The sequence below is a fragment of the Halorubrum halophilum genome (assembly GCF_000739595.1).
Classification (GTDB): Archaea; Halobacteriota; Halobacteria; order Halobacteriales; family Haloferacaceae; genus Halorubrum; species Halorubrum halophilum.
The window spans coordinates 21,019-43,018 of the sequence record NZ_BBJP01000032.1; the positions used below are offsets into that span (position 1 = coordinate 21,019).

The window sequence follows — 22,000 nt, forward strand, 5'->3', positions numbered from 1 at the left end:
CCTATCCGAATTTCTTGAACTGCTGAAGGCAGTCGTTACAGTAGTGGATTGACTGACATCGGGAAGGGCCGCGTGGGTGTTTACGCTCAGTGTCTGTCGACCCGCAGTAAGGGCATTCGGCACCAGTAGTCTCTCCACTCGTGGTAACGCTTGGATCGGGCTCGTTCATTCGAAGCTCAGCCCGAACTCTCTGAGCGCTTCTTTCCCTGCCTCAGTCACGAGGTCTACGGTCCAGTCCGGTGACCAGACAAGCCGCACCTCGGCGTCGGTGATACCGTCGACGCTGGCGACCGTCTGTTCGACGTCGTCTAATAGGATCTCCCGTGCGGGACATCCGCTGTACGTCAGCGTCATGTCGATCGTCGCGTTCCCGTCACTGAGCTCGACGCCATAGATGAGTCCAAGATCGACGATGCTCACCGGCATCTCCGGGTCCTCGATCTCGTAGAGTGCCGACCACACGTCTCGTTCCAACCCTTCGGCATCGTCACCGGTCGCCGGGACGTCCCCATCTGCTCGGTCACGCGTGTCGTACTCAGTGTGCGAACAGGGGGCTGCGTCTTCAGTCGAGCGTGGCCGATCGTAATCGCTACTCATCTTCTGGGTCCATAATGACGGTGGCGCTGTCGCGGCCGAGATCGCGGTACTCCGAGGTCATCTCCTCATGGAGACTGTGCCACGCGTCAGTGTGCTCGTTGTCTCGCCCGATCGGGCTCGCGACATCAGCATCAGTCGGGACAGAGAACCCGAGTTCAGAGAGCGTATCGACGATGCGGTTTTCCCACTCCGTGCGCATCTCGTCGAGCGTCTGCGTCCTGATCCCGAGTTCGACGATGTCCGACTCAACGGCACCGACGGGCTCGAAGAGCGTCAAAGCGTATGGGTACAGTTCGTCGATCGCTTCCTGTGCACGTTCGCTGGCGTCCGCATCAGCTGCGAGCCGTTCGAGCCAGCTTCGCGCGTGCTCGACGTGGTACCCTTCCTCCCCCTGTGCGCGACTCGCTCGTTCACGAATAACTCGGTACGAGGAGTCTTCTACTGCCGCCAACCTGATATCCTCAGCAACGTCGTAAAGGTAGGCCCGGACGATGGCGTTGGCCCACTGGCCCTCTTCGAAGGGAAGTTCGACGAACGTTGCGTGTTGGAAATCAGATGGGTCACTTTCCCAGAGCAGGTCCTCTTCGGAATATCCCAGTTGTTGAATGGCGTCGTACCACAGTCGGGCGTGCCCGAGTTCGTCCTGGGCATTATTCGAGATCGCAAGGTCAGATTCGAGCGTCGGTGAGCGAACCTGCCAGAACGTGTACCGTTCAGCTTGGACGTACTCGTCGTCGGCCAAGCGGAATAGCTGGGCCTCAACCGCCTTACGCTCTCGTTCAGAGAGATCCTCTGGCCGTCCGAGATCAGCATCGGTTGCGGACATCAGGCACCACCTCGACGTCGCTTTTCCGCTTCGATCTGCTCGTTCTCAGAGGCCTCGACTTCCTCCGCGGCAGGATCGACATTGTATGTCTGTGCGAACCGGTAGGACTTATCGGTCGTTCCGCCAAACGCGACATCGTCCGCGGTGATCTCGCCAATTCGGTCCGTCTCGACGACCCAAAGCGGGCGCTCGTCTTCGGCGAATTCGTCGACGGCGTCACGCCGGGCGACAGCCGCATTCGGGGCTTCGATATCACCGACGTGAGTGTGGTATCCTCTCGAGTCTGGACGGAACACCCGCCACTCGACGAAGTCGCCTTCCGCGTTGACGTCGCTCGTGTCCTCATCGGGGACAACACTCTCGATATCGTCTTGCGGCGCGACCCAAAGCGCGTTCGTCGGCTTACGGCGGCCGTGTTGAATCACAGCGAACTGCTTCGCCATTTCGCGGTCGGGCGCGTGCACGTCACGGCAGTAGACGAACTCTGCGTTCGGACTTCGTTGTCTGAATACTTCCCAGATCATGGTCAGTCTGCCGCCTGTGCACTCCGATTGGGGGTGCTCGTCGGGTTGTCCATCATACTGCGGACCCATTGCACGGCTTCTTGGGCCTGCGCGCGTCCGGTGATCTGTTCAATGCTTCCGTCGTACTCGTTCTGCGAGACCGTGAAGAACTCGTCCCAGTCGAGATCGTCTTCAACGACGTCGTAGGTCCCGTCGTCGCGCTCGCGGATCCGGGGCTCATCGGGGATCTCCAGACCGTAGTGCTTCGCTTTCTCCATGTACCGATTCAGGAAGGAGTTCCTGAGTTCGTCGTTCGAAGACACCTTGAGACCAACTTCTGCCGCGAAGTCGTGGTGGGTGCTCTGGTCGTCGGTCGGACCGAAGAATTGGAGGATCCGTGGCCACCACTCTTCGAAGGCATCCTGCACCATCTCTTGTTCGCGCTTCGAACCAGACATCAGTTCTCGCAGGATGGACTCACCGTGTTTAACGTGCATTCCCTCCTCGAAGCAGATCTTGTCCATCGCGTGGGCGTACGGCTCCCAACTGGATTTCTTGAGCGTGGCCTGCCGACGCATTGCCGCACCGTCGACAAAGAACGCGATCATCGGCGTCTCGGCGTAGCTTTCCATCGGGTAATGGAAGCAGTTGAGGAACTTACCGTCGCCATTTGCGAGGTCGTCGAGCATCTCCTCGCGGGTTTTGATGCCGAGCGACTCGGCTGCACGGTACAGCATCTGCCCGTGGCCGATCTCGTCCTGCGTTTTGGCACTGAAGGCCATCTTCCGCTCGAGGCTGGGGGCGCGGCGAATGAACGGACGCTCTAGATACGCGCCCATAATCTCACTGTTCGCGTGGAACTCCAACATGCGCGTTGCAGCTTTCCGATACTCGACCGGCATATCATCTTTCGGCGTAAACCTCCGCGGTTCCGCCTGCGCTTTCACTTCTTCAACGATCATTATCCATCATACAGTACTGACGGAAGTTGCTTACCTATTGGCCAGTCCATAGACTGGGTTTATATACTCACTGCGCTATGCTGCCGTATGATACGCGAGTGTCTAAGCGTTGAATTCGAAATTGAGGACGACGACTGTCCGCTCGCAGAAGCGACGCGGAGTGCGAACACGACCGTCGATGCCTCTCCGCCACTCCTGCGCGACGATGGAAACGTGCTCCTCCGGTTCAGTACACCGACCGGTGATGGCCTTACTGAGATCCTCGAAGAAGATCCTCGAATTAAATATCTGTACCGGTCAGAAACGGACGAACGGTACAATTATCGGTGTCTCTCTGTTCACCCGTGCGTCGTCCATGATCTCGTCAACAACGGGTTCATGGTCGAGTCGCTCTCGTATAAAAGTGGTAGCGCAGTTCTCACGGGGGCAGTCGTGGGGAGAGAGATACTCACAGAAGTGATGCAAACCGCCGGCGAAACGGTCGGCGTCCAACTCAAGCGTGTCCATTCGATCGGTGCCGATGCCGATACGGCAGTGGCCAAGCAGTGGGATATCACGCCGGCACAGGAAGAAAGCATCAAACAGGCGTTAGCATCTGGGTACTTCGAAATACCTCGGGAGGCGAATGCCGACGAGGTCGCTACGGAGCTTGGGATTAGCAAGACAGCATTTCTCGAGCGATTGCGGCGAGCGCAACGGGGGCTGTTCACCGAGTTGTTCCAAGATATCGGCTGAGAGAGCGAACCCATGGCCCGGCTTGTCGCGACAAAACACGTTATTCGCGTGATAAGAGGCACTCGTTTGATCAACGAAGAGTATAGGACGGTGCAAGTGCGAACACGAGTATGCACGTCGACGATAGTGACGTCCGGACTATCACATTCAATCGCCCACAGTCATACAACGCGATGACCGGCGAGGTCGCCGCCGATCTTGTTGATGCCATGGGTGGCCTCGACCCATCCACGCACGATGCCGTGGTCATCACTGGCGAGGGTGATGCATTTAGCTCCGGGGGCGACATCGACGCGATGGCTGAGCGCGACGAGACCGCACTTGAGTCGTACGATCGGGTCCGCGAAACGCTTGGTCGTGTCGCCGAATCGATTCTTGACGCTCCCGTTCCAGTCGTCGCGCGCGTGAACGGCGATGCCGTTGGTGCGGGCATGGCAATCGCGATGTTATCAGACTTCGCGTACGCCACTGAATCTGCCCGATTCGGCGCATCATTTATAAATGTCGGCCTCATTCCGGACGCCGGTAGCACCGCACTGCTTCCCCGAGTTGTCGGTCTGCGAAAAGCGAAAGACCTCGCATTTACCGGTCGGTTGATCTCCGCGTCGAAGGCGGCGGAGTGGGACATCATCAACGAGGCCGTTCCAGACGACGATATCGACGAGCGGGTTGAGACGCTGCTTTCGACGCTCGCGGATCGCCCGACTGAGACGATCGCGTTAACCAAACGAGCGATCCATGACAACCTCGGACAGCCATGGCAAGACGGACTCGAACGAGAGGCACACTTCCAGACGCTTGCGTACGGGACAGATGCGCACACGGAAGGCGTCGAGGCGTTTCTGGAAAACCGGTCACCCGAGTTCGAGTGATACCTTCTCGCGACAGTGGTGACCGTATGAGTTAATCGCCAAGCGCGTCTGAGATCTCTCGGAGGGTGAGACGACTCGTCGGGTCTCCGTTCAAATCAGGCGAACCGGGAGTTCTCACCCCGTGTGAGGAACACCGATCGGACCCGTTTTCCGCGGTGAAAATACTCAAAAGGGATTACAATCAACGACTAGTCGTGGAACGAATCCAGCTAGGGAATACAGTCTTCGAAGGCGCAAACAACGTGTATTTGCTTGACGGCCCGACGACCGCGCTCCTCGACACAGGAGTCGCAATGGCTGGCGTCCGTGACGAACTGCAGTCTGGACTCGCTGACCATGGCGTTGAATTCGGCGACGTCGACGAGGTGGTGTTGACACATTGGCACCCCGACCACGCCGGACTCGCAGGAGAGATACAGGAGGCGAGCGGGGCCGATGTGTTTGTGCATGAGGCCGATGCGCCAATCGTTGACGGGAGAGTGCAGCCGTTGATGGAGAACCCTGAGCTCCAGCGTGAGACGCTCGACGAGTGGGGGCTACCAGACGAGAAGCGGAAGGAACTGGCTGATTTTTTTGCGTCAGTTGGAGCAGAACTTTCCGGCCCTCATGCCGAGGTGACAGAAATATCCGACGGAGACGCCCTCACCGTCGGGGGCGTGACCCTCGAAGCCGTCCATCTCCCGGGGCACACGGCTGGTCTTACGGGGTTTGCGTTCGATGTGAATGAGATACAGGCAGACGGACCGAGTGCCACGGGAGACAGTGGCGACGACACCGACACATCGGACGCCGCTCCCGAGGGATTGTTTTCGGGAGACGTGATCCTTCCGAAATACACGCCGAATGTCGGCGGTGCCGATGTCCGAGTCGACGACCCGCTGGCCGCATATACTCAGAGTCTCGTCCGGGTGATCGAGCGCGACTTCAGCGTTACATATCCGGGGCATCGAGACCGGATAGACAAGACGTCACTTCGAGCGGCGACCATTCTCGAACACCATCGGACCCGAACAAAGCGGGTGATAGACGTGCTCGACAAACTCGGGTCGGCAACCCCGTGGGAGGTGTCAGCGGAGCTGTTCGGTTCGCTCAGCGAGATACACATCCTCCACGGCCCGGGAGAGGCGTTCGCACACCTCGATCATTTGGCGTCCGCTCGCGTCGTAGAGCGTGATGGCAGTCGCTATCAGCGTATTGACGCAGACGTCGATATTGACTCGCTGTTTCCAACCACCAGCATGGATCAACAGCTGTGATATCCGCCCACCGGAACGGTGTTTGCCGAAGCAGCTGAGTCCGAGAGATCGGTCGGTATCGGAACGTTACAGGTTCGCGAACGCCTCGTCGACGAGCTCGCCGGTATCGGCGACGATATCCGCCATCTCCTCGTTATCGGGCGCCATCCCAACCAGTCGGGCGACGCGCATGATTGAGACGTGGTAGACGACCTGCTTGCCGGGTTCTTCTTCCCAGATAACGACGTTACAGGCCATGAGCGCCCCGAGTTTGTTGTCCGTCGTCTCGAGCGCGCGGTCGGCGACCCCGGGATTGCACGCGCCGAGCACGTAGTAGGGGTCCCGACCCGCGTCGACCTTCTCGTTGAGCATCTCGGACGGAGAGAACTCGACGGGGACGCCGAAGCCGGCGTCCGTGAACACGTCGCGCACGTGTTCGATGGCATCTTCGTGGCTCATCTCGAGCGTCGACTGTTCTTCGCCGATGTCCTCCGGGTCGATCTGACGTGGGTCGATTGGGAGCGTCATTCGTGTGCTATCTTGGGCCTTCAGGACAAAGTCTCTTCGGGTGTTGTTCGACGAGAGCGGAGATTCATGGAATAGAATCGCTCTCGTAGCTTCTCTGTCAAGTGGCAATGTACTGTTCAGAAATATCAGTACGCTGCGCTTCCACCCGTTTTCCGAGATGGTCACCGCTTCTGTGCGTGAGGGCTCTCTCTCGAAGTAGTATTGTGTACAATATACAAAACAACTAAGTCGGCGCGGGGCGAATGGACACCGAATGGCTGAAGATATCGAGGAGATCCGACGACAGAAACTGGCGGAACTTCGAAATCGGGCTGCAACGGACGGTGCTGAGGCATCTGCCTTGAAGAGTCTGTCCGAGCCGTTCCACATCAACGGCGGCGCCGACCTCTCCGAGGCCATCGCCGAGTACGACCTCGTGCTCGCCGACTTCTACGCCGAGTGGTGTGGTCCGTGCCAGATGCTCGAACCGATCGTCGAACGGATCGCGGCCGAGACCGATGCGACCGTCGCGACGGTCGATATCGACGCGAACCAGCAACTCGCCGCCGAGTACGATGTCCGGGGGGTACCGACGCTCGTCCTGTTCGCTGACGGACAGCCGGCGGAACGACTCGTCGGAATGCAGACGAAGCGCAGCTTCGCTCCGTGATCGAAACGCACGCGTGAATCAACGGCGACCGATGGGCCTGCTGACGCAGATCGGGCCACTCGGAGGCCCGCTCACTTTCGGCTGTCGCCGGCCTCACCGAATGACGCTGACGGATGATCTCGGTGAGCCGCTGGTCGGTCTCGCTTCCCGCACGACGCCACGTACGCGGGTCCCGGGACGATCCTGCTGTGGTTTCGACGTCGAGGAACGTGGGCGCTTCGTTGAGCCGATGCCGGGACGTTTCGAGCGCTGATTACGGAACAACCACTTGAGCCTCCATCCGCCGCTGTCGATGCGGTCTCAGAAGCTTTGGTGTGACTTATTCGAGAGACTTCGCCCGGTTCTGGAAGTCGCCGCCACACTCACAGGTGCCGGGATGAGAGTTCGCCTCAACAATGGTGCCACACCGTAAACACTCGTACTGCGACGGTGACGCCGGATCGTTCTCGTGCTCGTAGTCTTGACCTTGTGGCATACGATACCACAGCGTCGTCAGAGATAAGTATTAATGGTAATAGAAATATAAGGTACCTTAATTTCTATATCCTGTAGTCCGGAATGCTCTCCTTCCGGATCTGGCCGAGTTCTGTCGACGGACACGTCCCCTGTAGCGAGCGGTATCTCGTTTACCGACACGAGGGAACCCGGCTAGGGAGACAACCGCTACAGAGCGGCGGAGGGTCCGTCTTCAGCCACGGCAACGCCGCCGTCGACGGCTGATTTCGCCTCCCGTCGCACCGGTTCGAGATTACGGTACGGGATGATGCGGGTGAGAACGAGCGTCTGGACGCCGGCGGAATCAGGGATCGACTGGCTATCGCCCCCGCACTGACCGATTCGATCCCCCACGCCCACCGGTGAGCAGCCAGTCCAGTGACAGCCCAGTCGACGCACTGCGACTCCGCGCGCAGTCCAGTGAAGTACTGTAGGTCGCGTCCCCTGGATGATCCCGCCCTCGCAACCTCGTTCGACTGCGACCGCCACGTGCAGACAGCAAGCCAGTCGAAGTGACTGGCCGGGAAGTCGGAGCAACGTCTCTGATGGCGGTAGACGGCGATTTGGCACGATCTCTCTTTCCGGTCGTGTACAGAGGGGAGAAGTGCACCCGACCACACAGTATTGTATGATCGCAGAAATACTTTAGTCACTCCCGATCCAATCCTCTGGTATGAGCGACACCCTCGTCGGCGGCGGTGGCGGTGCCGCGAGATCGGGTGCGGGGAGGGGGGAGGTAGCGAGTGAATGAGCGACACGACTCCCGCAGAGTACGTCCGGGCCCACCGCGAGGAGTTGGTCACGCTCACGCTCGATCTCCTCGCGAACGATTCGTCGAACCCGCCCGGTGACACGCGCGAAGTCGTCTCCGAGATCGAGCAGTTCCTCGATCCGCTTTCGGTCGACGTCGAGCGGTTCGCAGTCGATCCGGTGAAGCCGAACCTGCTCGTTCGAATCCCGGGCGAGTCCGACCACACACTGCTGTACAACGGCCACCTCGATACGGTGCCGTTCGACGCCGACACGTGGTCCCACGACCCGCTCGGTGAGCGGGTCGGTGACCACGTCTACGGTCGCGGCGCAACCGACATGAAAGGGGCCGTGGCGTCGATGCTGTTCGCGATTCAGGCCGTCGCAGCCACCGACGCAGTTCCGCCCGTCGACCTCCAGTTCGCGTTCGTGAGCGACGAGGAGGTGGGTGGCGACGCCGGCCTGCCAGCGTTGCTGGACGCCGGCCGGTTCGACGCTGACGCGTGCGTGATCGGCGAGCCGACCTGCGAGGAAGGCCGCCACTCCGTCACGGTCGCGGACCGGGGAAGCATCTGGTTGACCCTCGAAGCGAGCGGTGAGGGGGCCCACGGCTCCCGGCCGGTGCTCGGCATCAATGCCATCGACCGACTCTACGACGCCATCGAAACCCTGCGCGAGCGATTCGGTACCCGGCGGCTCGAGATCGACGCTGAGGTGGCACCGATCGTCGAGGAGTCGATCGAATACTACGCCCCCTCGATGGGTGAGGCCACCGCTCGAGAGCTGTTCTGGTACCCCTCGATCAATCTCGGCGTCCTCGAAGGTGGCGACGCGATCAACACCGTCCCGCAGTCTGCACGTGCCGAAGTCGACGTACGGCTGACGGCGGGTGTCCACACGCCCGACGTGCTGGAGAAGATTCGGGAATGCGTCGCCGACTGCGACGGTATCACGGTCGCCGACGTCGCTTGGAGCGTCGGCACCGCCGAGGATCCTGACGGCCCACTCGTCGAAGCCGTCGCGTCGACAGCGGAGGACACCACGGGAGAGCACGTCTTCAGACGGAGTGCCACGGGCGGCGGCGACGCCAAGAAACTCCGGAACGCGGGCATCCCGACCGTCGAGTTCGCGCTGGGGGCCGACACGGTCCACGCGCCCGACGAGTACGTTCCGGTCGACGTGCTCGTCGATAACGCGATCGTCTACGCCCGGCTTCCGGCAGCGTGGCGGTCCCAGATCGACCGGTAGGAGCTTCAGATCCGGGCTGTGGTGCGAGTGGACGGACGGACTCGAATCGGTGGGGCCTGTGCTTGGCTGTCGCCGGATCGGTGACAGCGACGGCGCGATCGATCGCCGGCCACTGGCCCCTCTCGACCGCACTTTTTCAGAATGTTGGAACTCATATACAATACTAATATCGGACGGTTCCAATCACCGCCTGTGAGACAGCTATGACCGACATCGAACCAGACGCCACCGTCGACGCCAGAGGTGCAGCGTGTCCCGGTCCGCTGATGGACCTCATCGGAAAGATTCGGGGCGCCGAGTCAGGGGACGTGATCCGCCTGCTGAGCGACACCGACCAGTCGCTCACCGACGTCCCCGAGTGGACCGAGGAGGCCGGCAACGAACTGCTCGCGGTCGAAGAAGGCGACGACCACAACGCGTTCTACGTGGAGAAAGCATGACCGAGCGAATCGTCATCGTGGGCGGCGGGACCGGTGGGTCGGTGCTCGCCAACGACCTCGCCGACCGGCTCGAACCCGAGCTCGACGCCGGCGACGTCGAGGTCACCCTGATCAACGACGGCCCCGACCACGTGTACAAGCCGGTCTGGCTGTACGTGCCGTTCGGCCAGCGCGAGCCGGCGGACGGTCGCCGCGCGCTCGACGAGCTCGTCGACGACGCAGTCGAGCTCCGGATCGACCGCGTGACCGATATCGACACCGAGTCCCAGCGGCTCACGCTCCACGGTAATGCCTCGACGGTCGGCTACGATCACCTCGTGCTGGCGACCGGGTCGACGCTGGAGCCCGACCAGATCCCCGGCCTCGCGGAGGGCGGTCACGACTACTACAGCGAGTCGGGAGCGACCGCCCTGCGCGACGAACTGCTGGAATTCACCGAGGGTGACCTCGTGTTGAGCGTCATCGGGACGCCCCACATGTGTCCGGCGGCACCACTCGAATTCGTCTTCATGGCTGACGACTGGCTCCGCGAGCGCGGCCTCCGCGAGGACGTCGCCATCACCTACACGTACCCCATCCAGCGCGTCCACGGCAACTCCCACATCGCCGAGTGGGCCCGTCCCATCATGGAGGAACGGGACATCAACGTCGAGACGTTCTTCAACGCCAAGTCGGTCGACCCCGACGCGGAGACCATCACGTCGATGGAGGGGACCGAACTCGATTACGACCTCCTCGTGACGATTCCACCCCACGGCGGGATAGACCTGATCGAAGAGGCGGGGCTCGGCGACGACGGCTGGGTCGACGTCGACAAACACACGCTCGAAGCTGAGGCTGCCGAGAACGTCTACGCGCTCGGTGACACCGCCGACACCGGCGTCCCGAACGCGGGCAGCGTCGCCCACTACCAGGCCGGCGTCGTCGGCCAGCGCCTCGCCAGCGAGATCCGCGACCGCCCGGCGACGGCGACCTACGACGGGAAGACGCTGTGCTTCATCGAGACGGGGATGGACGCGGCGTCCTTCGTCGAGTTCGACTACGAGAATCCGCCGTCGCCGGCGCCGCCCTCGGAGAAACTCCACTGGTCGAAGCTGGCGTACAACGAATCCTACTGGCTGACTGCACGAGGACTGCTCTGACTATGTCCGAGAACCAGACTAACGCGCCGACCGACCTCGAAGCGGCGATCGAGCAGAACCCCGAGGCGGTCGCCAAGTTCGTGGAGCACCTCGACGCCGTCAACGAGCTGCTGGACGTGCTCTCGCTCGGCGAGAGCGCGCTCGACGACGAGATGGTCCGGGAGCTATCGGCTACGGGATCGACACTGACAGAGTCCGCCGACGGGCTGGCGACCGACGAGACCGTGGCGCTGGCCGAGACGGTTGGGGAGAACGGCGACGACCTGCGGGAGGCCCTTGACACGTTGCTCGCGCTCCAGCAAAGCGGGACGCTCGACGACCTGGCCGAACTCGCGGAGGTAGGGTCGTTGGCGACCGCAGCGCTCGACGACGAGATGGTCACGTCACTGGCCGGTACCGGTGCTGCAGTCGGCGAGGTCGCGCAGACGGCCGCTGACGACGATACTCGTGATGGCATCCAAACGCTGCTGGAGAGCGTCGGTGAGGCGGAGCAGAGCTCCCCCGAGCAGGTCGGGGCCGTTGGTCTGCTTCGCGGATTACGTGATCCGGATGTCCAGTACGGGTTGGGCTATCTGCTGGCGCTTGCAGGCGCGCTCGGCCGTGCGCAATCCACGGAGAAGTCACACTAACCGCTCTCTCCGAGGCGGGCCACTTTCCCGGTCGATGTAGACGGGGAGTGACCGCACCGTATTGTATTGTGTAGTAGGCCCAAGACTATTAAACACCGGGTGCGTAGAGGCTGGTAATGGCAACGCAGACAGCGAAGACGGACCGCGTGGTTTCGCTTGGTGACGACGACCTCGAAACGGTCGTCGAAGACAGTAGCGTCGCGCTCGTGGAGTTCTACACAGAGTGGTGTGGCACCTGCAAGCGGATGAAGCCGGTTCTCGAAACACTCGCCGAAGACACTGACGCGGCGATCCTGACGATCGACATCGAGTCGAACCTCGAAACGGCAATCGAGTTCGGTGCCCAGAGTACGCCCACGTTCGTCCTCTTCGTCGACGGGCAACCGGTGAAACAGCTCCGTGGCGGCCAGAACGAACAGACACTCCGCGACCTGATCGCCCGATATCGAGACTAACTCACCGACAACGAGATGAACCCCAGAGAACTTCGCGCCGACACGCCCGCCTTACACGAGGACGTCTACCTGAATTTCGGCGCCCATGGGCCGAGTCCACGGTACGTCGTCGAGGCTGCTGACGAGTTCGTACAGTCACACGAGTACGAAACGAGCACGCGAAACGACCCCTACGAGGTTGCGTTCGACACTTATGACCGCGTACGGGGGCGCGTCGCCACCTTCGTCGGTGCGGATGACGACGAGATCGCGCTCACGGAGAGCACGACCGCGGGCATCAACGCCGTCGCGACCGCTATCGACTGGGAGCCCGGCGACACCGTCGTCCGAACCGACCTCGAACACCCAGCTGGGACGCTCCCGTGGCAACGCCTGGAACAGAAAGGCGTCGACGTTCGCGTCGTCGAGACGGAGAACGGTCGCGTCGATCTCGACGCCTTTGCCGAGGCCGTCGAGGACGCGCGCCTAGCCTGTTTCAGCGCGGTGACGTGGACGCACGGCACCCAGTTGCCCGTCAGCGATCTCGTCGATATCGTCCACGACGCTGACGCGTTCGCGCTCGTCGACGCTGTACAAGTGCCGGGACAGCTTCCGATGGATGTCGGCGAGTGGGGTGCGGACGCCGTCGCGGCGGCCGGTCACAAGTGGCTGCTGGGGCTGTGGGGCGGCGGCTTCCTCTACGTCGACCGGACAGCTGCTGACTCCCTCCTACCTACCACAGTTGGGTACCGAAGCGTCGAGACGCCGACTGCAGATCCCTACGAGTTCGCAGCTGGCGCCCGCCGATTCGAGGTCGGATCGGCGAACCCGGCTCCACACGTCGCCCTGGCGGAAGCCATCGAGGCGATCGACGAAGTTGGAGTCGACCGTATCGCTGCCCGAATTCAGGAATTGGCTGGCCAGTTGGCCGATGGGGTTTCCGACGACCGGCTTCTCAGTCCTGTAGACCCCGAGTCGGGACTCGTGACCATCGACGTAGACGACCCCGAAGCGACGGTTGACCGACTCGCGTCGGAGGGAATTGTTGTTCGTTCCGTGCCGACGCCGGATGCCATCCGTGCGTCGGTCCACGCGGTCAACACTCACACTGAGGTCGAGCAGCTGTTGGAGGCACTCGAGTCGGAGTGGATCTGACGCGAACACCGTTTTCTCCGTACCCCGACATGGCAGTTCCTTCTGAAGGTGAATCGTCTGCTTAGCAGGTGTGCGCAGTTCGGTCTTTGAAGGAGAACCGTCTTACTCGTGGGGGTGGGAGAGTTGTAGAAATGTACCTTGTCACGTTTCGCCTCGACCCTGGGGAGTATGACGAGGAGTTTCACGAGTTAAATGACGCGATACAGGCGGCTACTGAGGACACGGACGGCTATCTCGGCAAGCGGACGTGGCATGCTCCAGAGAGTGAGGAGGTTCTCGTCGCGTACTACTGGGAGTCGTTAGACGCGCTTGAGACGTTTGGCGCATATTCAGAGCACAAAGAGGCGAAACGGCGGTGGACAGAGTGGTACGATGCCTACGAGGTCACCGTTACGGAAGTCATCGAATCGTATGGAAGTGGATTTGGTGACGACGCAGACCCGCCCGCATAGGAGTTTCCGTCCCGCTTGATTGAGATTCTCAGCAATGACGCGATAAAAAACGTTCTGTATTCAACGAAGCTAGCCATCTGAGACAGGGATTACGCGCCCGCCGACTTCGACGCTAATTCCGTCTGGTAATCCTTCTTGTGACAAGCAGTAAGCAGAACGCGAACCGAGCTGTTAGCTTGTTCCCTATACCGAGCGAATCAGGGAAGCAAAGAACCAGAAGGTGAACCGTTGTGTGATTCTCTCACGTCGGAATGGAAAATGACGGTCTGCTTCAGTCGACCTGCACCCGACCGCTCTCGTCGACGACGGCGTGACCACGATATGCGAACCGAACTTCGAGTTCAGCCGATGTCGAATCCTCGACCAACGTTTCGATCGCATCCGGATCGGCGACCTCGGCTAGCGGCGGGTCGAGTGTGACTGGTTCGACGCTCTCTGCGTCTGCGACCGCGTCGACGATCTTGGGGATGGGCTCTTCGAGTGCGTTCATGGGAGATTAGACGAGGAGCTGAATGTCGGAGTCAGCCATGTCCTGCAGGGCGGTCGCCGCGCCGACGCCCGTGGTGACACCGTCGTAGAAGTCGTCCTCGTCGTAGTCCATCAGGTCGATGGTCATCTGACAGGCCTGGAACTCCACGCCCATGTCGAGACTCGTCTCGATGAGTTCCTCGATGGTGGCGGTGTCGTTGTCCGCGATCTTCTTCTCCATCATCTTCGTCGTCACGCGGTCCATGCCCGGGAGCGCGGCGACGGCGTTCGGGACGGGCATGTTGGGGTTGCCGACGGAGCTGAGTTTCAGATTCTTCGATCGCTCCTCGTGGAGGATGTCCAGCCCCCAGAACGTGTGGAAGACGGTCACCTCGTAGCCGAACGCGGCCGCGGTGCTCGCGAGGATGAGCGGCGGGTACGCCATGTCGAGGGTCCCCTTCGTCGCGATGATGCTCATCTTCTTGCCGTCGTCGTCACTGGTGGCTTCGGCAAGGGCATCCTCCAGTTCGTCCACGCGTGCGGCCAGCTCCGCACGCGAGGGGGCGTCGTCGGCCGGCGCGTCGGGTGTGTCCGTACCCATCGTTACTCCGTCTTGCGGACGTAGTGTTTGAACACGTCGTCGCCTTCCTCCTGGTTGACGAGCTCGATGCCCCCGGTGCCGGACGCCCAGCCGTCGATGTCGCTCATGCTTCCGGGGTCGGTCGCCAGCACTTCGAGGACTTCACCCTCCGAGAGCTCGTCGATGGCCGACTTCGCTTTCACCACTGGCATGGGACACGATGCACCTTTCACGTCTAGCGTCTCCGTAATGTCGAATTCAGCACTCATTGGTTATCTGCTCCGTTTGTCTGTATTGGAGCTATCGCACAATACCCCCTACCCAAGTAAAAGATTGTCGGTTCTTGGGAATACTCCAACAATCCAAGCAGCGGGATGTCTTCTATATTTCGGCTATCTGCCCGATTTCGGATGTCTGTGGGAAATAGGGCGTCTATATATCGCGATAGTATTGTGTAATTGAGGAACTTCTATGCGAATCTTTTTGTACGTCCACCCAGTAGAAACGACTGCACAACATGAACGCCGATGACTTCCCGACTCCGGACGTCGACGTCGAAACCGTCGACCCGGAGACGCTGAAGGATCGTATCGACGCCGGCGAGGACGTCACACTCCTCGACGCGCGTATGCAATCAGACTACGAGGAGTGGCGTATCGACGGTGAGAACGTCACGTCGATCAACATCCCGTACTTCGAGTTCCTCGAGGACGACATCGACGAGGACATCCTCGAGCAGATCCCCGACGACCGCGAGGTAACCGTCCTGTGTGCGAAGGGCGGTGCCAGCGAGTTCGTCGCGGGCACGCTCGCCGAGCGCGGTTACGACGTGAACCACCTAGAGGATGGCATGAACGGCTGGGCGAGCATCTACGAGGCCGTCGAAGTCGAGCGCTACGATGGCGCCGGCACGCTGCTGCAGTACCAGCGCCCCTCTTCGGGCTGTCTCGGCTACCTCCTCTACAACAACGGCGAAGCCGCGATCATCGACCCGCTGCGGGCGTTCACCGACCGCTACCTCGAGGACGCGGACGACCTCGGCGTCGATCTGCAGTACGCGCTGGACACGCACGTCCACGCCGACCATATCTCCGGCGTACGCGACCTCGACGACGAGGGCGTCGAGGGCGTCATCCCCGAGGCTGCTGTCGACCGTGGTGTCACGTACGCGGACGAACTGACGACGGCTGCGGACGGCGACACGTTCGACGTCGGCGACGCCACTATCGAGGCGATCTCCACGCCCGGCCACACGACCGGAATGACGTCGTACCTCGTCGACGACAGCCTGCTCGCGACCGGCGACGGGCTGTTCATCGAGAGCGTCGCCCGCCCCGACCTCGAAGAGGGCGACGACGGCGCGCCCGACGCCGCGCGCATGCTCTACGAGTCCCTCCAGGAGCGCGTGCTGACGCTGTCCGACGACACGCTCGTCGGTGGCGCGCACTTCAGCGACGCTGCCGAGCCCGCTGCGGACGGTACTTACACCGCACCGATCGGCGAGTTGGTCGAGGATATGGATGCGCTCACGATGGACGAGGACGACTTCGTCGATCTCATCCTCTCGGACATGCCGCCGCGGCCGGCCAACTACGAGGACATCATCGCGACGAACCTCGGCCAGAACGCCGTCGACGACGAGGAAGCGTTCACCCTCGAACTCGGGCCGAACAACTGCGCAGCCAGCCAGGACTCCCTCGCGGGTGACTAACGACGCCGATGGTTGCTGACCCAGTACTGCTCCAGGCGGTTGCCGACCTGTTCCCGAACGGGATTAGTCGGTACGCCGTCGGCGGACTGCTCGTCGGGCTTGGCACCGTTCTGATCTACATCGGGACGGGGATCCCAGCCGGAGCGAGTACGTTCCTGGAGTCGACGCTGTCGTACGTGTCCGACCAGTCCCGCTTCCAGCAGTACGTCGGCTCGCGTGACTGGCGGCTCGTGTTCACGGCCGGCATCATCCTCGGTGGGCTGGCGTTCGCGGCGACGTTCCAGTCCGGCCTGGTCACGAGCTCGCTGTATGAGCCCGGGACGACCGGCCAGCTGTACGAGGTTGCCGGGGTGACGCTCTGGACGACCGACGTCCAGCCGTGGCGACTGTTCGTCGGCGGCATTCTGGTCGGTATCGGAACCCGGATTGGAAAGGGCTGTACGTCCGGGCACGGCGTCTGCGGCGTCGGCTCGGCGTCGAAGACCTCGCTGGTCGGCGTCATGACGTTCCTGACCGTGGCCATCGGGACCGCCCAGGTCGTCGCTGCGCTGGGGGTGAGCCCATGAGCGATCGCCACCCGCTGTTCAAGCCGCTGATCTTCGTCGGCGGCATCGTGTTCGGGTTCGGTCTCGGGTTCAGCCACATGGCACGGCCGGAGGTAGTGCTGAACTTCCTCCAGTTCGACGACCTCGGCCTCCCGTTCGTCATGTTCGGCGCCGCCATCGTCTCCGGGATCGCGTTCGCGCTGCTGCCCCGAATTCGGGACGCCGCACCCCTTACAGGTGACCCCTACGAGCGGCGCCTGAAACCGTTCGACCGGAACGTCCTGGTCGGCGGCGCCGTCTTCGGCGTCGGCTGGGGACTCTCCGGCATCTGTCCGGGCGCCGCGTACGCGAGCCTCGGTGTCGGCAACATCACGATTCTCTGGGCGCTCGCTGGGATGTTCCTCGGCGCGTACGCCCAGGGCTACTGGCGGAGCCGCAGCCAGGCACGTGACACCGCCGTAACTGGCGCAGACTAACTCACTTCTATGGACCCCGCTCTCATCGCCCTCTTCGTTGGTGCAGCGCTCGCTAGCCTGTTCATGGCGTGGGTTATCGGTGCCGGGTCGAGCGGCGCAACACCGTACGCCCCTGCTGTCGGCGCGAACGCCATCGGGACGATGCGGGCTGCGTTCCTCGTCGGCATGTTCGGCTTCGCCGGCGCCGTCACGCAGGGAGGGAACGTCTCGGAAGCCATCGGGAGCGGCCTCATCGGCGGCATCAGCCTGCCGATCGCCGGCGTCATCCTCGTGCTCGTGTTGGGCGCGGGGCTGATGGCGGTCGGTATCACGACCGGCTATCCGATCGCGACGGCGTTCACCGTGACAGGTGCCGTCATCGGTGTCGGCCTCGCCCTCGGTGGCACGCCGGTCTGGCCGAAGTACCGCCAGATCGCCGCCGTCTGGGTGTTGACGCCGTTCGTCGGTGGTGGCATCGCGTTCACGATCGCGAGCCTCCTTCCGCGGCCCGACGTCCCCGAACGGTACAGCATTCCCGTCCTCGCCGGCCTCGTTGGGGCTGTTCTCGTGAACGTTCAGTTCAGCTTCCTGGGTGAGGGGAGCGCTGCAGGAACCGTCCGCGGGCTCGGACAGCGTATGCTGGCAGTCGACGGGCTCGCGTCGGGGGTCGGAATTACTGGCCTCGCGGCGCTGGCCGTCGCGGCGGTCGTCTGGTGGGACGTGAGTCGCGACGAACGCGGCGGCCTGCGTCGGGTGCTGCTGGCGCTCGGGTCACTCGTGGCGTTCTCCGCGGGCGGGAGCCAGGTCGGGCTCGCCGTCGGGCCGTTGCTGCCGCTGCTTGACGAGGTCGGGATGGTTTCGACGTTCGCGGTGCTCGTCGGCGGTGGCTTCGGAATGCTCGTCGGCTCGTGGACGGGAGCGCCGCGAATGATTAAGTCGCTCGCCCAGGACTACTCGTCGCTTGGACCGCGGCGCTCCATCTCGGCGCTCGTGCCGTCGTTCTTGATCGCACAGCTGGCAGTGCTGCTTGGCGTCCCGGTCTCGTTCAACGAGATCGTCGTCAGCGCCATCATCGGAAGCGGTGTCGCCGTTGGTGGTCGGGAAGCTGTGGATGCCAGAAAAATTCTCCTGACAGTTGGGGCGTGGGCAGGGTCGTTCCTCCTCTCGTTCGCGCTCGCGTACGGCACCGCCTTCCTCCTACTTTGACATCCTCTCCGCCCTAAAGGGCGAAGATTCCCACGGCACGACACCGCTGGGTTGGGATGGTTACGGTTTGTAGCGGCCGCGAAAGGCGGCTACTGGCTGTGCCAACCAGCCGTTACCCCTATCCCGGCATGGGATTCAGAGATACTTGTACTGCCTGCATCTCGAAATCCACGTACAGAAAGGGATGCTTTCTGCGTGGGATCGGTCAATCCCGATATTGTCCAATTAACTGGGCGGGCAGGCCGCCTCGGTTACCTGTTCGTACGACGACCACTCAGTTAAAACATCTGTCGGAACGTCAAACGTGGTTCGTGTGGAGTTTATCGGATTCATCCCCGTGCTGAAGCGCGAAGCTTTCTCCTCGAACTTCCGTAACCCACAAGTAAGCCACCACGCCCTGAAGGGCGTGGCATTCAGCGTGGACTCCCGTTCTACCCGCTGAGCGCGGTAGGCGAATACTCGCCATTCACGTTCAACGTCCCGCTGTTCAAGCGCACGCCTACGGGTGCGCCTCCGCGACCAGACTTTTGCTGGTCGCGGAGATACTTCAGACCGATATTCTTCGCCGCATTGTAATCCGCGTGAACATCGTACCCGCACTTCAGACAACCGAACACATCCTGACCATTCTGTGTCGGCCTGTTATCCTCGTGCGTGAATCCACACTTCGAGCAACGTTGACTCGTGTACGCCGGGTTAATTTGCGTCACCTCAAGTCCTTCAGACTCGGCTTTGTACGTGACATACTCGTAGAGTCGGTGGAACGCCCACTTGTGAACCGCCTTCGCGTGCGGGAGGCGTTCGTGGATGCCTTTGAGTTGCTCAAACACGATGTGCGTACAGTCGTTTTTAAGAGCTTCCTCCACGAGTTCGTTCGAGATCGTGTGAAGCAGCTGCTCGAAGCGCCCGGTTTGCTTGCGACCGACCCGTTGAACAGTCTCGTGTGCCCATCGAGTGCCGATCTGTTGCAGGTCGCCCCGTCGCTTCTCGTACTCTCGGTGCCAGTGGTTAAGTTCGCCGCCACTCCAGAACGTGCCGGTTGAGGTAGTTGCGATGTTTGTGATACCGAGGTCAACACCAAGGACGGAGACGTGCTTGGCATCGCCTTGTTCGGCCTCATCGTTCTCCACGGCGGGCTTTGTCCGCACGTGAAGATAGAAGCAGTCCTCAACCTCGTCGTAGTGGAGTGTGGCTCCTTTCACGTCGTAGTCATCGTTGAACAGGTACGCGGCGTGTGGCGTGTCACGCTGTTCGTCCGGAAGGACGAACTCTGCGGTCACTCGTCCATCGGTGGTTGCGAGTGTACAGTGGTCTTCGTTGACGGTGACGGTTCGCGCGTCGTAGCTGGCGAACCGTGACGCGAAGTGTGGTTTCGAGGCTTTCCTACCTTCCTTCCAGCGTTCGATGACGCCTTTGACGGCTTCTGCGGCGCGGTTTCGTGCGGCTTGCACGAGATTAGCTGGAAGCGGTGAGTCATCCCGAACGTCGTAGTATGTGAGGTCGTGGAGTTTCTGTTTGCTGGTGATTTTCCAGTCAGGTTCCCACGCCACGTCTACGACGTGGTTGGCAGCGTCAAGGAAGTAGTCGGTTGTCTGGTGGAGGAGTTCAGCGGCACTCTCGTCCACATCGAGTTTGATGGGCACGGTTCGAGTGCGTGAACTCTCCACCATCTGTACTTCATGTGAAGTAGGGAGTTCTTATAGTGGTTTGTGTTGACGTGGGGGAGTCAGCCTGCTATTGGGTATAGTTCGTGTAATGGATTGTCGGCTTCCTCCCGCGCCTAAAGACGCGGGTTTCCTCCTTGCGGTCATTATGAACCTGCTGAACTCAAGTACCCTGACTGCTGGTCTGATGTTTGTTTCCGGCGGGGTGGTGGATCTCTGGATGGAGGAGACCATCCCGAGTTCGGTACTCACGAGCCACCCGCGCCTGCGAGGGCCGGAAGGGAAAGCGTCACTGAAGACTGAATGCTCCGTGGGGGCCCCTGGACCCCCACGCGTCCCGAGAGCTGGCAAGGGCTGCCGACGCCAAACGATATCGCAGCCCTGGTGTTGTCTCTCTCAGACTGCCCGGGGTGGCGGGACGAGAAAGACGTTTCCCGTTGCCTGTGCGACAATCTCCTCGGAGACACTCCCCAACAGGAGCCGTCGGATACGGCTTCTCCCTTTCGACCCGACAAGGACCGTCGACGGTGTTACCTCAGATTCGACGGCGAGGATCTCGTTGGCGGGATCGCCGTGTCGGACCTCGACCTGTGTCTCGATGCCCCAGTTTTCCAGCGTGCTCGCATGCTCGGCCAACTGTTCCTGTGGGCTGGCATCGGCGTCGACGCCCTCGTCTTTCGGCGACCGAATGTGAACGAGCGTCACCTCCTCGGTCGCGTGACGGAGGTACGAGAAGGCGTCGAACGCTCGGTTGGCGTTCTCAGAGAAGTCCGTCGCGAAGAGAACACGTTGAAAGAGGTGTTCCCGGAGAACCTCGGGGTCGTCGGTCCCCCGCTCGACCCGGTTGACCAACAACGGAACGACAGTCGTCCGCGCGAGGTTGCGGGCCGTCGAGCCGATGATCCGGTTCTCTAACGGGCTTTGTCCTCGTGAGCTGACGACCGATAGATCGGCGTGGACGGTCTCAGCGATGCCGTTGATACGTCGATAGGGGGTCCCACGGACGACGTGAGTCTCGACGTCGAATCCGGCGGCCTCGATGACCGTCCGATACTGGTCGAGCGCTCGTCGACGTTGCTCTTCGAAATTCACGCCGGGCATCCCAGAGTGGACGTTCGCCGGAACGACCGTCACGAGGTGGATCGTATCGACGCCGATGCGGCCCAAGCACTCGAGGCAGGTTTCGTTCTCTATTGCGGCTTCACTTGCAGCCGACAGGTCGGTAGCGCATAGGGCCCTCATAGCGACACTTTTGTCGAGTGTCCACAACATGGTTTTGATCGATTTTGTAGGAGTGACATCCTCCTCGCCGTAAACGGCGAGGCTTCCCGTGCCGCAGGTGGGATATTTGCTGGTCTACGATACGACTTGCTCTCTCGTGTGAAATGTCCCGCTCTCGCGGTCGAACAAGTGTGTCGATGGCTGTGCCACACAGCCGTTACTCCTATCCTCGCCGTGAGGACTCGGAGTTATCTTCTGTCGCATATTCTCCGCTCCGTTGCAATCCGCGTTGGCTACTAACTCGCACGACGAGCAGACGTACAGGCCACGTTCGACACGGTTCGATTTCGTGTCGTCGCCACACGATGAACACGTTTTCGAGGAGTTCCACTCGTTTTCTTTCAGCACCTCAACACCCCGCATCTCGCCTTTGTATGCGAGGTATTGGTAGAGACGGTTGAACGCCCACGAGTGGAGCTGTCTCTTTTGTACATATAA

General features: G+C 61.4%; 27 protein-coding genes and 2 pseudogenes. 15 read left to right on the forward strand and 14 right to left on the reverse strand.

What is annotated here, in order from left to right; all coding sequences use genetic code 11:
* Position 1: 1 nt before the first annotated feature.
* From paaE to paaA, 6 genes and pseudogenes are all read right to left on the reverse strand, one after another.
* The gene (paaE, locus tag ACP96_RS19780) at positions 2 to 169 is read right to left on the reverse strand and encodes a 1,2-phenylacetyl-CoA epoxidase subunit PaaE (RefSeq protein ID WP_303645585.1); all 168 of its coding nucleotides are present in this window, start codon (positions 167 to 169) and stop codon (positions 2 to 4) included.
* Positions 166 to 597 carry a 1,2-phenylacetyl-CoA epoxidase subunit PaaD gene (gene paaD, locus ACP96_RS11095; protein WP_050033354.1) on the reverse strand — a complete coding sequence of 144 codons (432 nt, stop codon included), beginning with the start codon at positions 595 to 597 and terminating at the stop codon, positions 166 to 168. The genes paaE and paaD overlap by 4 nt, the downstream gene beginning before the upstream one ends.
* Entirely contained in the window at positions 590 to 1,423 is an 834-nt protein-coding gene (paaC, locus tag ACP96_RS11100; protein ID WP_050022989.1) for a 1,2-phenylacetyl-CoA epoxidase subunit PaaC, read from the reverse strand. The genes paaD and paaC overlap by 8 nt, the downstream gene beginning before the upstream one ends.
* Entirely contained in the window at positions 1,423 to 1,788 is a 366-nt protein-coding gene (locus tag ACP96_RS11105; protein ID WP_394296550.1) for a phenylacetic acid degradation protein PaaB, read from the reverse strand. The genes paaC and ACP96_RS11105 overlap by 1 nt, the downstream gene beginning before the upstream one ends.
* A pseudogene (locus tag ACP96_RS19900) lies at positions 1,765 to 1,947 on the reverse strand (PacF protein); the annotation flags it as partial. The pseudogene ACP96_RS19900 and the gene ACP96_RS11105, both read right to left, overlap by 24 nt.
* 2 nt (positions 1,948 to 1,949) lie before the next feature.
* The gene (gene paaA / locus ACP96_RS11110; RefSeq protein WP_050022993.1) at positions 1,950 to 2,888 is read right to left on the reverse strand and encodes a 1,2-phenylacetyl-CoA epoxidase subunit PaaA; all 939 of its coding nucleotides are present in this window, start codon (positions 2,886 to 2,888) and stop codon (positions 1,950 to 1,952) included.
* An 87-nt stretch (positions 2,889 to 2,975) separates the two neighbouring features.
* Between paaA and ACP96_RS11115 the strand changes: the two genes are divergently transcribed.
* From ACP96_RS11115 to ACP96_RS11125, 3 genes are all read left to right on the forward strand, one after another.
* Positions 2,976 to 3,623, forward strand: a complete 648-nt coding sequence (locus tag ACP96_RS11115; RefSeq protein ID WP_050033355.1) for a helix-turn-helix domain-containing protein — start codon at positions 2,976 to 2,978, stop codon at positions 3,621 to 3,623.
* A gap of 110 nt (positions 3,624 to 3,733) precedes the next feature.
* Positions 3,734 to 4,495 (forward strand): enoyl-CoA hydratase/isomerase family protein, encoded by a 762-nt coding sequence (locus ACP96_RS11120; RefSeq protein ID WP_050022996.1) that lies wholly within the window; start codon positions 3,734 to 3,736, stop codon positions 4,493 to 4,495.
* Positions 4,496 to 4,689: 194 nt separating this feature from the next.
* Positions 4,690 to 5,751: an MBL fold metallo-hydrolase gene (locus ACP96_RS11125; RefSeq protein ID WP_050033369.1), complete on the forward strand. Its 1,062-nt coding sequence runs from the start codon at positions 4,690 to 4,692 to the stop codon at positions 5,749 to 5,751.
* 66 nt (positions 5,752 to 5,817) lie between these two features.
* Here ACP96_RS11125 and ACP96_RS11130 read toward each other — a convergent pair whose 3' ends face one another.
* Positions 5,818 to 6,258 (reverse strand): DUF302 domain-containing protein, encoded by a 441-nt coding sequence (locus tag ACP96_RS11130; RefSeq protein WP_050033356.1) that lies wholly within the window; start codon positions 6,256 to 6,258, stop codon positions 5,818 to 5,820.
* A 253-nt stretch (positions 6,259 to 6,511) separates the two neighbouring features.
* Between ACP96_RS11130 and trxA the strand changes: the two are divergent.
* Positions 6,512 to 6,924 (forward strand): annotated as a pseudogene (gene trxA / locus ACP96_RS11135) (thioredoxin).
* Positions 6,925 to 7,226: 302 nt separating this feature from the next.
* Here trxA and ACP96_RS18685 read toward each other — a convergent pair.
* Positions 7,227 to 7,382 carry a rubrerythrin-like domain-containing protein gene (locus ACP96_RS18685; RefSeq protein ID WP_152663287.1) on the reverse strand — a complete coding sequence of 52 codons (156 nt, stop codon included), beginning with the start codon at positions 7,380 to 7,382 and terminating at the stop codon, positions 7,227 to 7,229.
* Between the two features lie 767 nt (positions 7,383 to 8,149).
* On the opposite strand from ACP96_RS18685, the gene ACP96_RS11140 reads away from it, so the two are divergent.
* From ACP96_RS11140 to ACP96_RS11170, 7 genes are all read left to right on the forward strand, one after another.
* Positions 8,150 to 9,400, forward strand: a complete 1,251-nt coding sequence (locus ACP96_RS11140; RefSeq protein WP_050033358.1) for a M20 family metallopeptidase — start codon at positions 8,150 to 8,152, stop codon at positions 9,398 to 9,400.
* A gap of 203 nt (positions 9,401 to 9,603) precedes the next feature.
* A complete protein-coding gene (locus ACP96_RS11145; protein ID WP_050023001.1) occupies positions 9,604 to 9,840 on the forward strand; it encodes a sulfurtransferase TusA family protein in 237 nt (78 codons plus the stop codon).
* Complete coding sequence (locus ACP96_RS11150; protein WP_050033359.1) at positions 9,837 to 10,982, forward strand: NAD(P)/FAD-dependent oxidoreductase; 1,146 nt, start codon at positions 9,837 to 9,839, stop codon at positions 10,980 to 10,982. Before ACP96_RS11145 ends, ACP96_RS11150 begins: the two co-directional genes overlap by 4 nt.
* Positions 10,983 to 10,984: 2 nt before the next feature.
* Positions 10,985 to 11,611, forward strand: coding sequence for a DUF1641 domain-containing protein (locus ACP96_RS11155; protein WP_050033360.1), 627 nt, complete (start codon positions 10,985 to 10,987; stop codon positions 11,609 to 11,611).
* 116 nt (positions 11,612 to 11,727) lie between these two features.
* On the forward strand, positions 11,728 to 12,066 hold the full coding sequence (locus tag ACP96_RS11160) for a thioredoxin family protein (RefSeq protein WP_237561639.1): 339 nt from the start codon (positions 11,728 to 11,730) through the stop codon (positions 12,064 to 12,066).
* A 15-nt stretch (positions 12,067 to 12,081) separates the two neighbouring features.
* On the forward strand, positions 12,082 to 13,200 hold the full coding sequence (locus tag ACP96_RS11165) for an aminotransferase class V-fold PLP-dependent enzyme (protein WP_050033361.1): 1,119 nt from the start codon (positions 12,082 to 12,084) through the stop codon (positions 13,198 to 13,200).
* Between the two features lie 131 nt (positions 13,201 to 13,331).
* On the forward strand, positions 13,332 to 13,652 hold the full coding sequence (locus ACP96_RS11170; RefSeq protein WP_050033362.1) for an antibiotic biosynthesis monooxygenase family protein: 321 nt from the start codon (positions 13,332 to 13,334) through the stop codon (positions 13,650 to 13,652).
* 271 nt (positions 13,653 to 13,923) lie between these two features.
* On the opposite strand, the gene ACP96_RS11175 is transcribed toward ACP96_RS11170, so the two are convergent.
* Genes ACP96_RS11175 through ACP96_RS11185 form a run of 3 tightly spaced genes read right to left on the reverse strand, consistent with a single transcriptional unit; the run spans position 13,924 to position 14,969 of the window.
* Positions 13,924 to 14,142: a HalOD1 output domain-containing protein gene (locus ACP96_RS11175; protein ID WP_050033363.1), complete on the reverse strand. Its 219-nt coding sequence runs from the start codon at positions 14,140 to 14,142 to the stop codon at positions 13,924 to 13,926.
* A gap of 6 nt (positions 14,143 to 14,148) precedes the next feature.
* On the reverse strand, positions 14,149 to 14,721 hold the full coding sequence (locus ACP96_RS11180; protein WP_050033364.1) for a DsrE/DsrF/DrsH-like family protein: 573 nt from the start codon (positions 14,719 to 14,721) through the stop codon (positions 14,149 to 14,151).
* A gap of 2 nt (positions 14,722 to 14,723) precedes the next feature.
* The gene (locus ACP96_RS11185; protein WP_050033365.1) at positions 14,724 to 14,969 is read right to left on the reverse strand and encodes a sulfurtransferase TusA family protein; all 246 of its coding nucleotides are present in this window, start codon (positions 14,967 to 14,969) and stop codon (positions 14,724 to 14,726) included.
* 248 nt (positions 14,970 to 15,217) lie between these two features.
* Here ACP96_RS11185 and ACP96_RS11190 point away from each other — a divergent pair, with 248 nt between their 5' ends.
* From ACP96_RS11190 to ACP96_RS11205, 4 genes are read left to right on the forward strand one after another with little or no spacing between them, the layout of a single operon-like run.
* A complete protein-coding gene (locus ACP96_RS11190; protein ID WP_050033366.1) occupies positions 15,218 to 16,411 on the forward strand; it encodes an MBL fold metallo-hydrolase in 1,194 nt (397 codons plus the stop codon).
* A gap of 8 nt (positions 16,412 to 16,419) precedes the next feature.
* Complete coding sequence (locus ACP96_RS11195; RefSeq protein WP_050023012.1) at positions 16,420 to 16,977, forward strand: YeeE/YedE family protein; 558 nt, start codon at positions 16,420 to 16,422, stop codon at positions 16,975 to 16,977.
* Positions 16,974 to 17,432: a YeeE/YedE family protein gene (locus ACP96_RS11200; protein WP_050023013.1), complete on the forward strand. Its 459-nt coding sequence runs from the start codon at positions 16,974 to 16,976 to the stop codon at positions 17,430 to 17,432. Before ACP96_RS11195 ends, ACP96_RS11200 begins: the two co-directional genes overlap by 4 nt.
* A gap of 9 nt (positions 17,433 to 17,441) precedes the next feature.
* Positions 17,442 to 18,617, forward strand: a complete 1,176-nt coding sequence (locus tag ACP96_RS11205; protein WP_050023014.1) for an inorganic phosphate transporter — start codon at positions 17,442 to 17,444, stop codon at positions 18,615 to 18,617.
* A 431-nt stretch (positions 18,618 to 19,048) separates the two neighbouring features.
* Here ACP96_RS11205 and ACP96_RS11210 read toward each other — a convergent pair whose 3' ends face one another.
* From ACP96_RS11210 to ACP96_RS17745, 3 genes are all read right to left on the reverse strand, one after another.
* Positions 19,049 to 20,287 carry an RNA-guided endonuclease InsQ/TnpB family protein gene (locus ACP96_RS11210; RefSeq protein ID WP_050033367.1) on the reverse strand — a complete coding sequence of 413 codons (1,239 nt, stop codon included), beginning with the start codon at positions 20,285 to 20,287 and terminating at the stop codon, positions 19,049 to 19,051.
* A 390-nt stretch (positions 20,288 to 20,677) separates the two neighbouring features.
* Positions 20,678 to 21,523, reverse strand: a complete 846-nt coding sequence (locus ACP96_RS11215; RefSeq protein WP_050033368.1) for a universal stress protein — start codon at positions 21,521 to 21,523, stop codon at positions 20,678 to 20,680.
* Between the two features lie 114 nt (positions 21,524 to 21,637).
* The coding region (locus ACP96_RS17745) for a zinc ribbon domain-containing protein (protein WP_154020454.1) at positions 21,638 to 22,000 on the reverse strand (363 nt) is incomplete at its 5' end.

What these genes read in the sequence shown, in the direction of transcription:
- paaE (WP_303645585.1), bottom strand. Translation starts at nt 169, where the DNA reads ATGAACGAGCCCGATCCAAGCGTTACCACGAGTGGAGAGACTACTGGT.
- paaD (WP_050033354.1), bottom strand. Translation starts at nt 597, where the DNA reads ATGAGTAGCGATTACGATCGGCCACGCTCGACTGAAGACGCAGCCCCC.
- paaC (WP_050022989.1), bottom strand. Translation starts at nt 1,423, where the DNA reads ATGTCCGCAACCGATGCTGATCTCGGACGGCCAGAGGATCTCTCTGAA.
- paaA (WP_050022993.1), bottom strand. Translation starts at nt 2,888, where the DNA reads ATGATCGTTGAAGAAGTGAAAGCGCAGGCGGAACCGCGGAGGTTTACG.
- ACP96_RS11115 (WP_050033355.1), top strand. Translation starts at nt 2,976, where the DNA reads ATGATACGCGAGTGTCTAAGCGTTGAATTCGAAATTGAGGACGACGAC.
- ACP96_RS11120 (WP_050022996.1), top strand. Translation starts at nt 3,734, where the DNA reads ATGCACGTCGACGATAGTGACGTCCGGACTATCACATTCAATCGCCCA.
- ACP96_RS11130 (WP_050033356.1), bottom strand. Translation starts at nt 6,258, where the DNA reads ATGACGCTCCCAATCGACCCACGTCAGATCGACCCGGAGGACATCGGC.
- ACP96_RS18685 (WP_152663287.1), bottom strand. Translation starts at nt 7,382, where the DNA reads ATGCCACAAGGTCAAGACTACGAGCACGAGAACGATCCGGCGTCACCG.
- ACP96_RS11140 (WP_050033358.1), top strand. Translation starts at nt 8,150, where the DNA reads ATGAGCGACACGACTCCCGCAGAGTACGTCCGGGCCCACCGCGAGGAG.
- ACP96_RS11145 (WP_050023001.1), top strand. Translation starts at nt 9,604, where the DNA reads ATGACCGACATCGAACCAGACGCCACCGTCGACGCCAGAGGTGCAGCG.
- ACP96_RS11150 (WP_050033359.1), top strand. Translation starts at nt 9,837, where the DNA reads ATGACCGAGCGAATCGTCATCGTGGGCGGCGGGACCGGTGGGTCGGTG.
- ACP96_RS11155 (WP_050033360.1), top strand. Translation starts at nt 10,985, where the DNA reads ATGTCCGAGAACCAGACTAACGCGCCGACCGACCTCGAAGCGGCGATC.
- ACP96_RS11160 (WP_237561639.1), top strand. Translation starts at nt 11,728, where the DNA reads ATGGCAACGCAGACAGCGAAGACGGACCGCGTGGTTTCGCTTGGTGAC.
- ACP96_RS11165 (WP_050033361.1), top strand. Translation starts at nt 12,082, where the DNA reads ATGAACCCCAGAGAACTTCGCGCCGACACGCCCGCCTTACACGAGGAC.
- ACP96_RS11170 (WP_050033362.1), top strand. Translation starts at nt 13,332, where the DNA reads ATGTACCTTGTCACGTTTCGCCTCGACCCTGGGGAGTATGACGAGGAG.
- ACP96_RS11175 (WP_050033363.1), bottom strand. Translation starts at nt 14,142, where the DNA reads ATGAACGCACTCGAAGAGCCCATCCCCAAGATCGTCGACGCGGTCGCA.
- ACP96_RS11180 (WP_050033364.1), bottom strand. Translation starts at nt 14,721, where the DNA reads ATGGGTACGGACACACCCGACGCGCCGGCCGACGACGCCCCCTCGCGT.
- ACP96_RS11185 (WP_050033365.1), bottom strand. Translation starts at nt 14,969, where the DNA reads ATGAGTGCTGAATTCGACATTACGGAGACGCTAGACGTGAAAGGTGCA.
- ACP96_RS11190 (WP_050033366.1), top strand. Translation starts at nt 15,218, where the DNA reads ATGAACGCCGATGACTTCCCGACTCCGGACGTCGACGTCGAAACCGTC.
- ACP96_RS11195 (WP_050023012.1), top strand. Translation starts at nt 16,420, where the DNA reads ATGGTTGCTGACCCAGTACTGCTCCAGGCGGTTGCCGACCTGTTCCCG.
- ACP96_RS11200 (WP_050023013.1), top strand. Translation starts at nt 16,974, where the DNA reads ATGAGCGATCGCCACCCGCTGTTCAAGCCGCTGATCTTCGTCGGCGGC.
- ACP96_RS11205 (WP_050023014.1), top strand. Translation starts at nt 17,442, where the DNA reads ATGGACCCCGCTCTCATCGCCCTCTTCGTTGGTGCAGCGCTCGCTAGC.
- ACP96_RS11210 (WP_050033367.1), bottom strand. Translation starts at nt 20,287, where the DNA reads ATGGTGGAGAGTTCACGCACTCGAACCGTGCCCATCAAACTCGATGTG.
- ACP96_RS11215 (WP_050033368.1), bottom strand. Translation starts at nt 21,523, where the DNA reads ATGAGGGCCCTATGCGCTACCGACCTGTCGGCTGCAAGTGAAGCCGCA.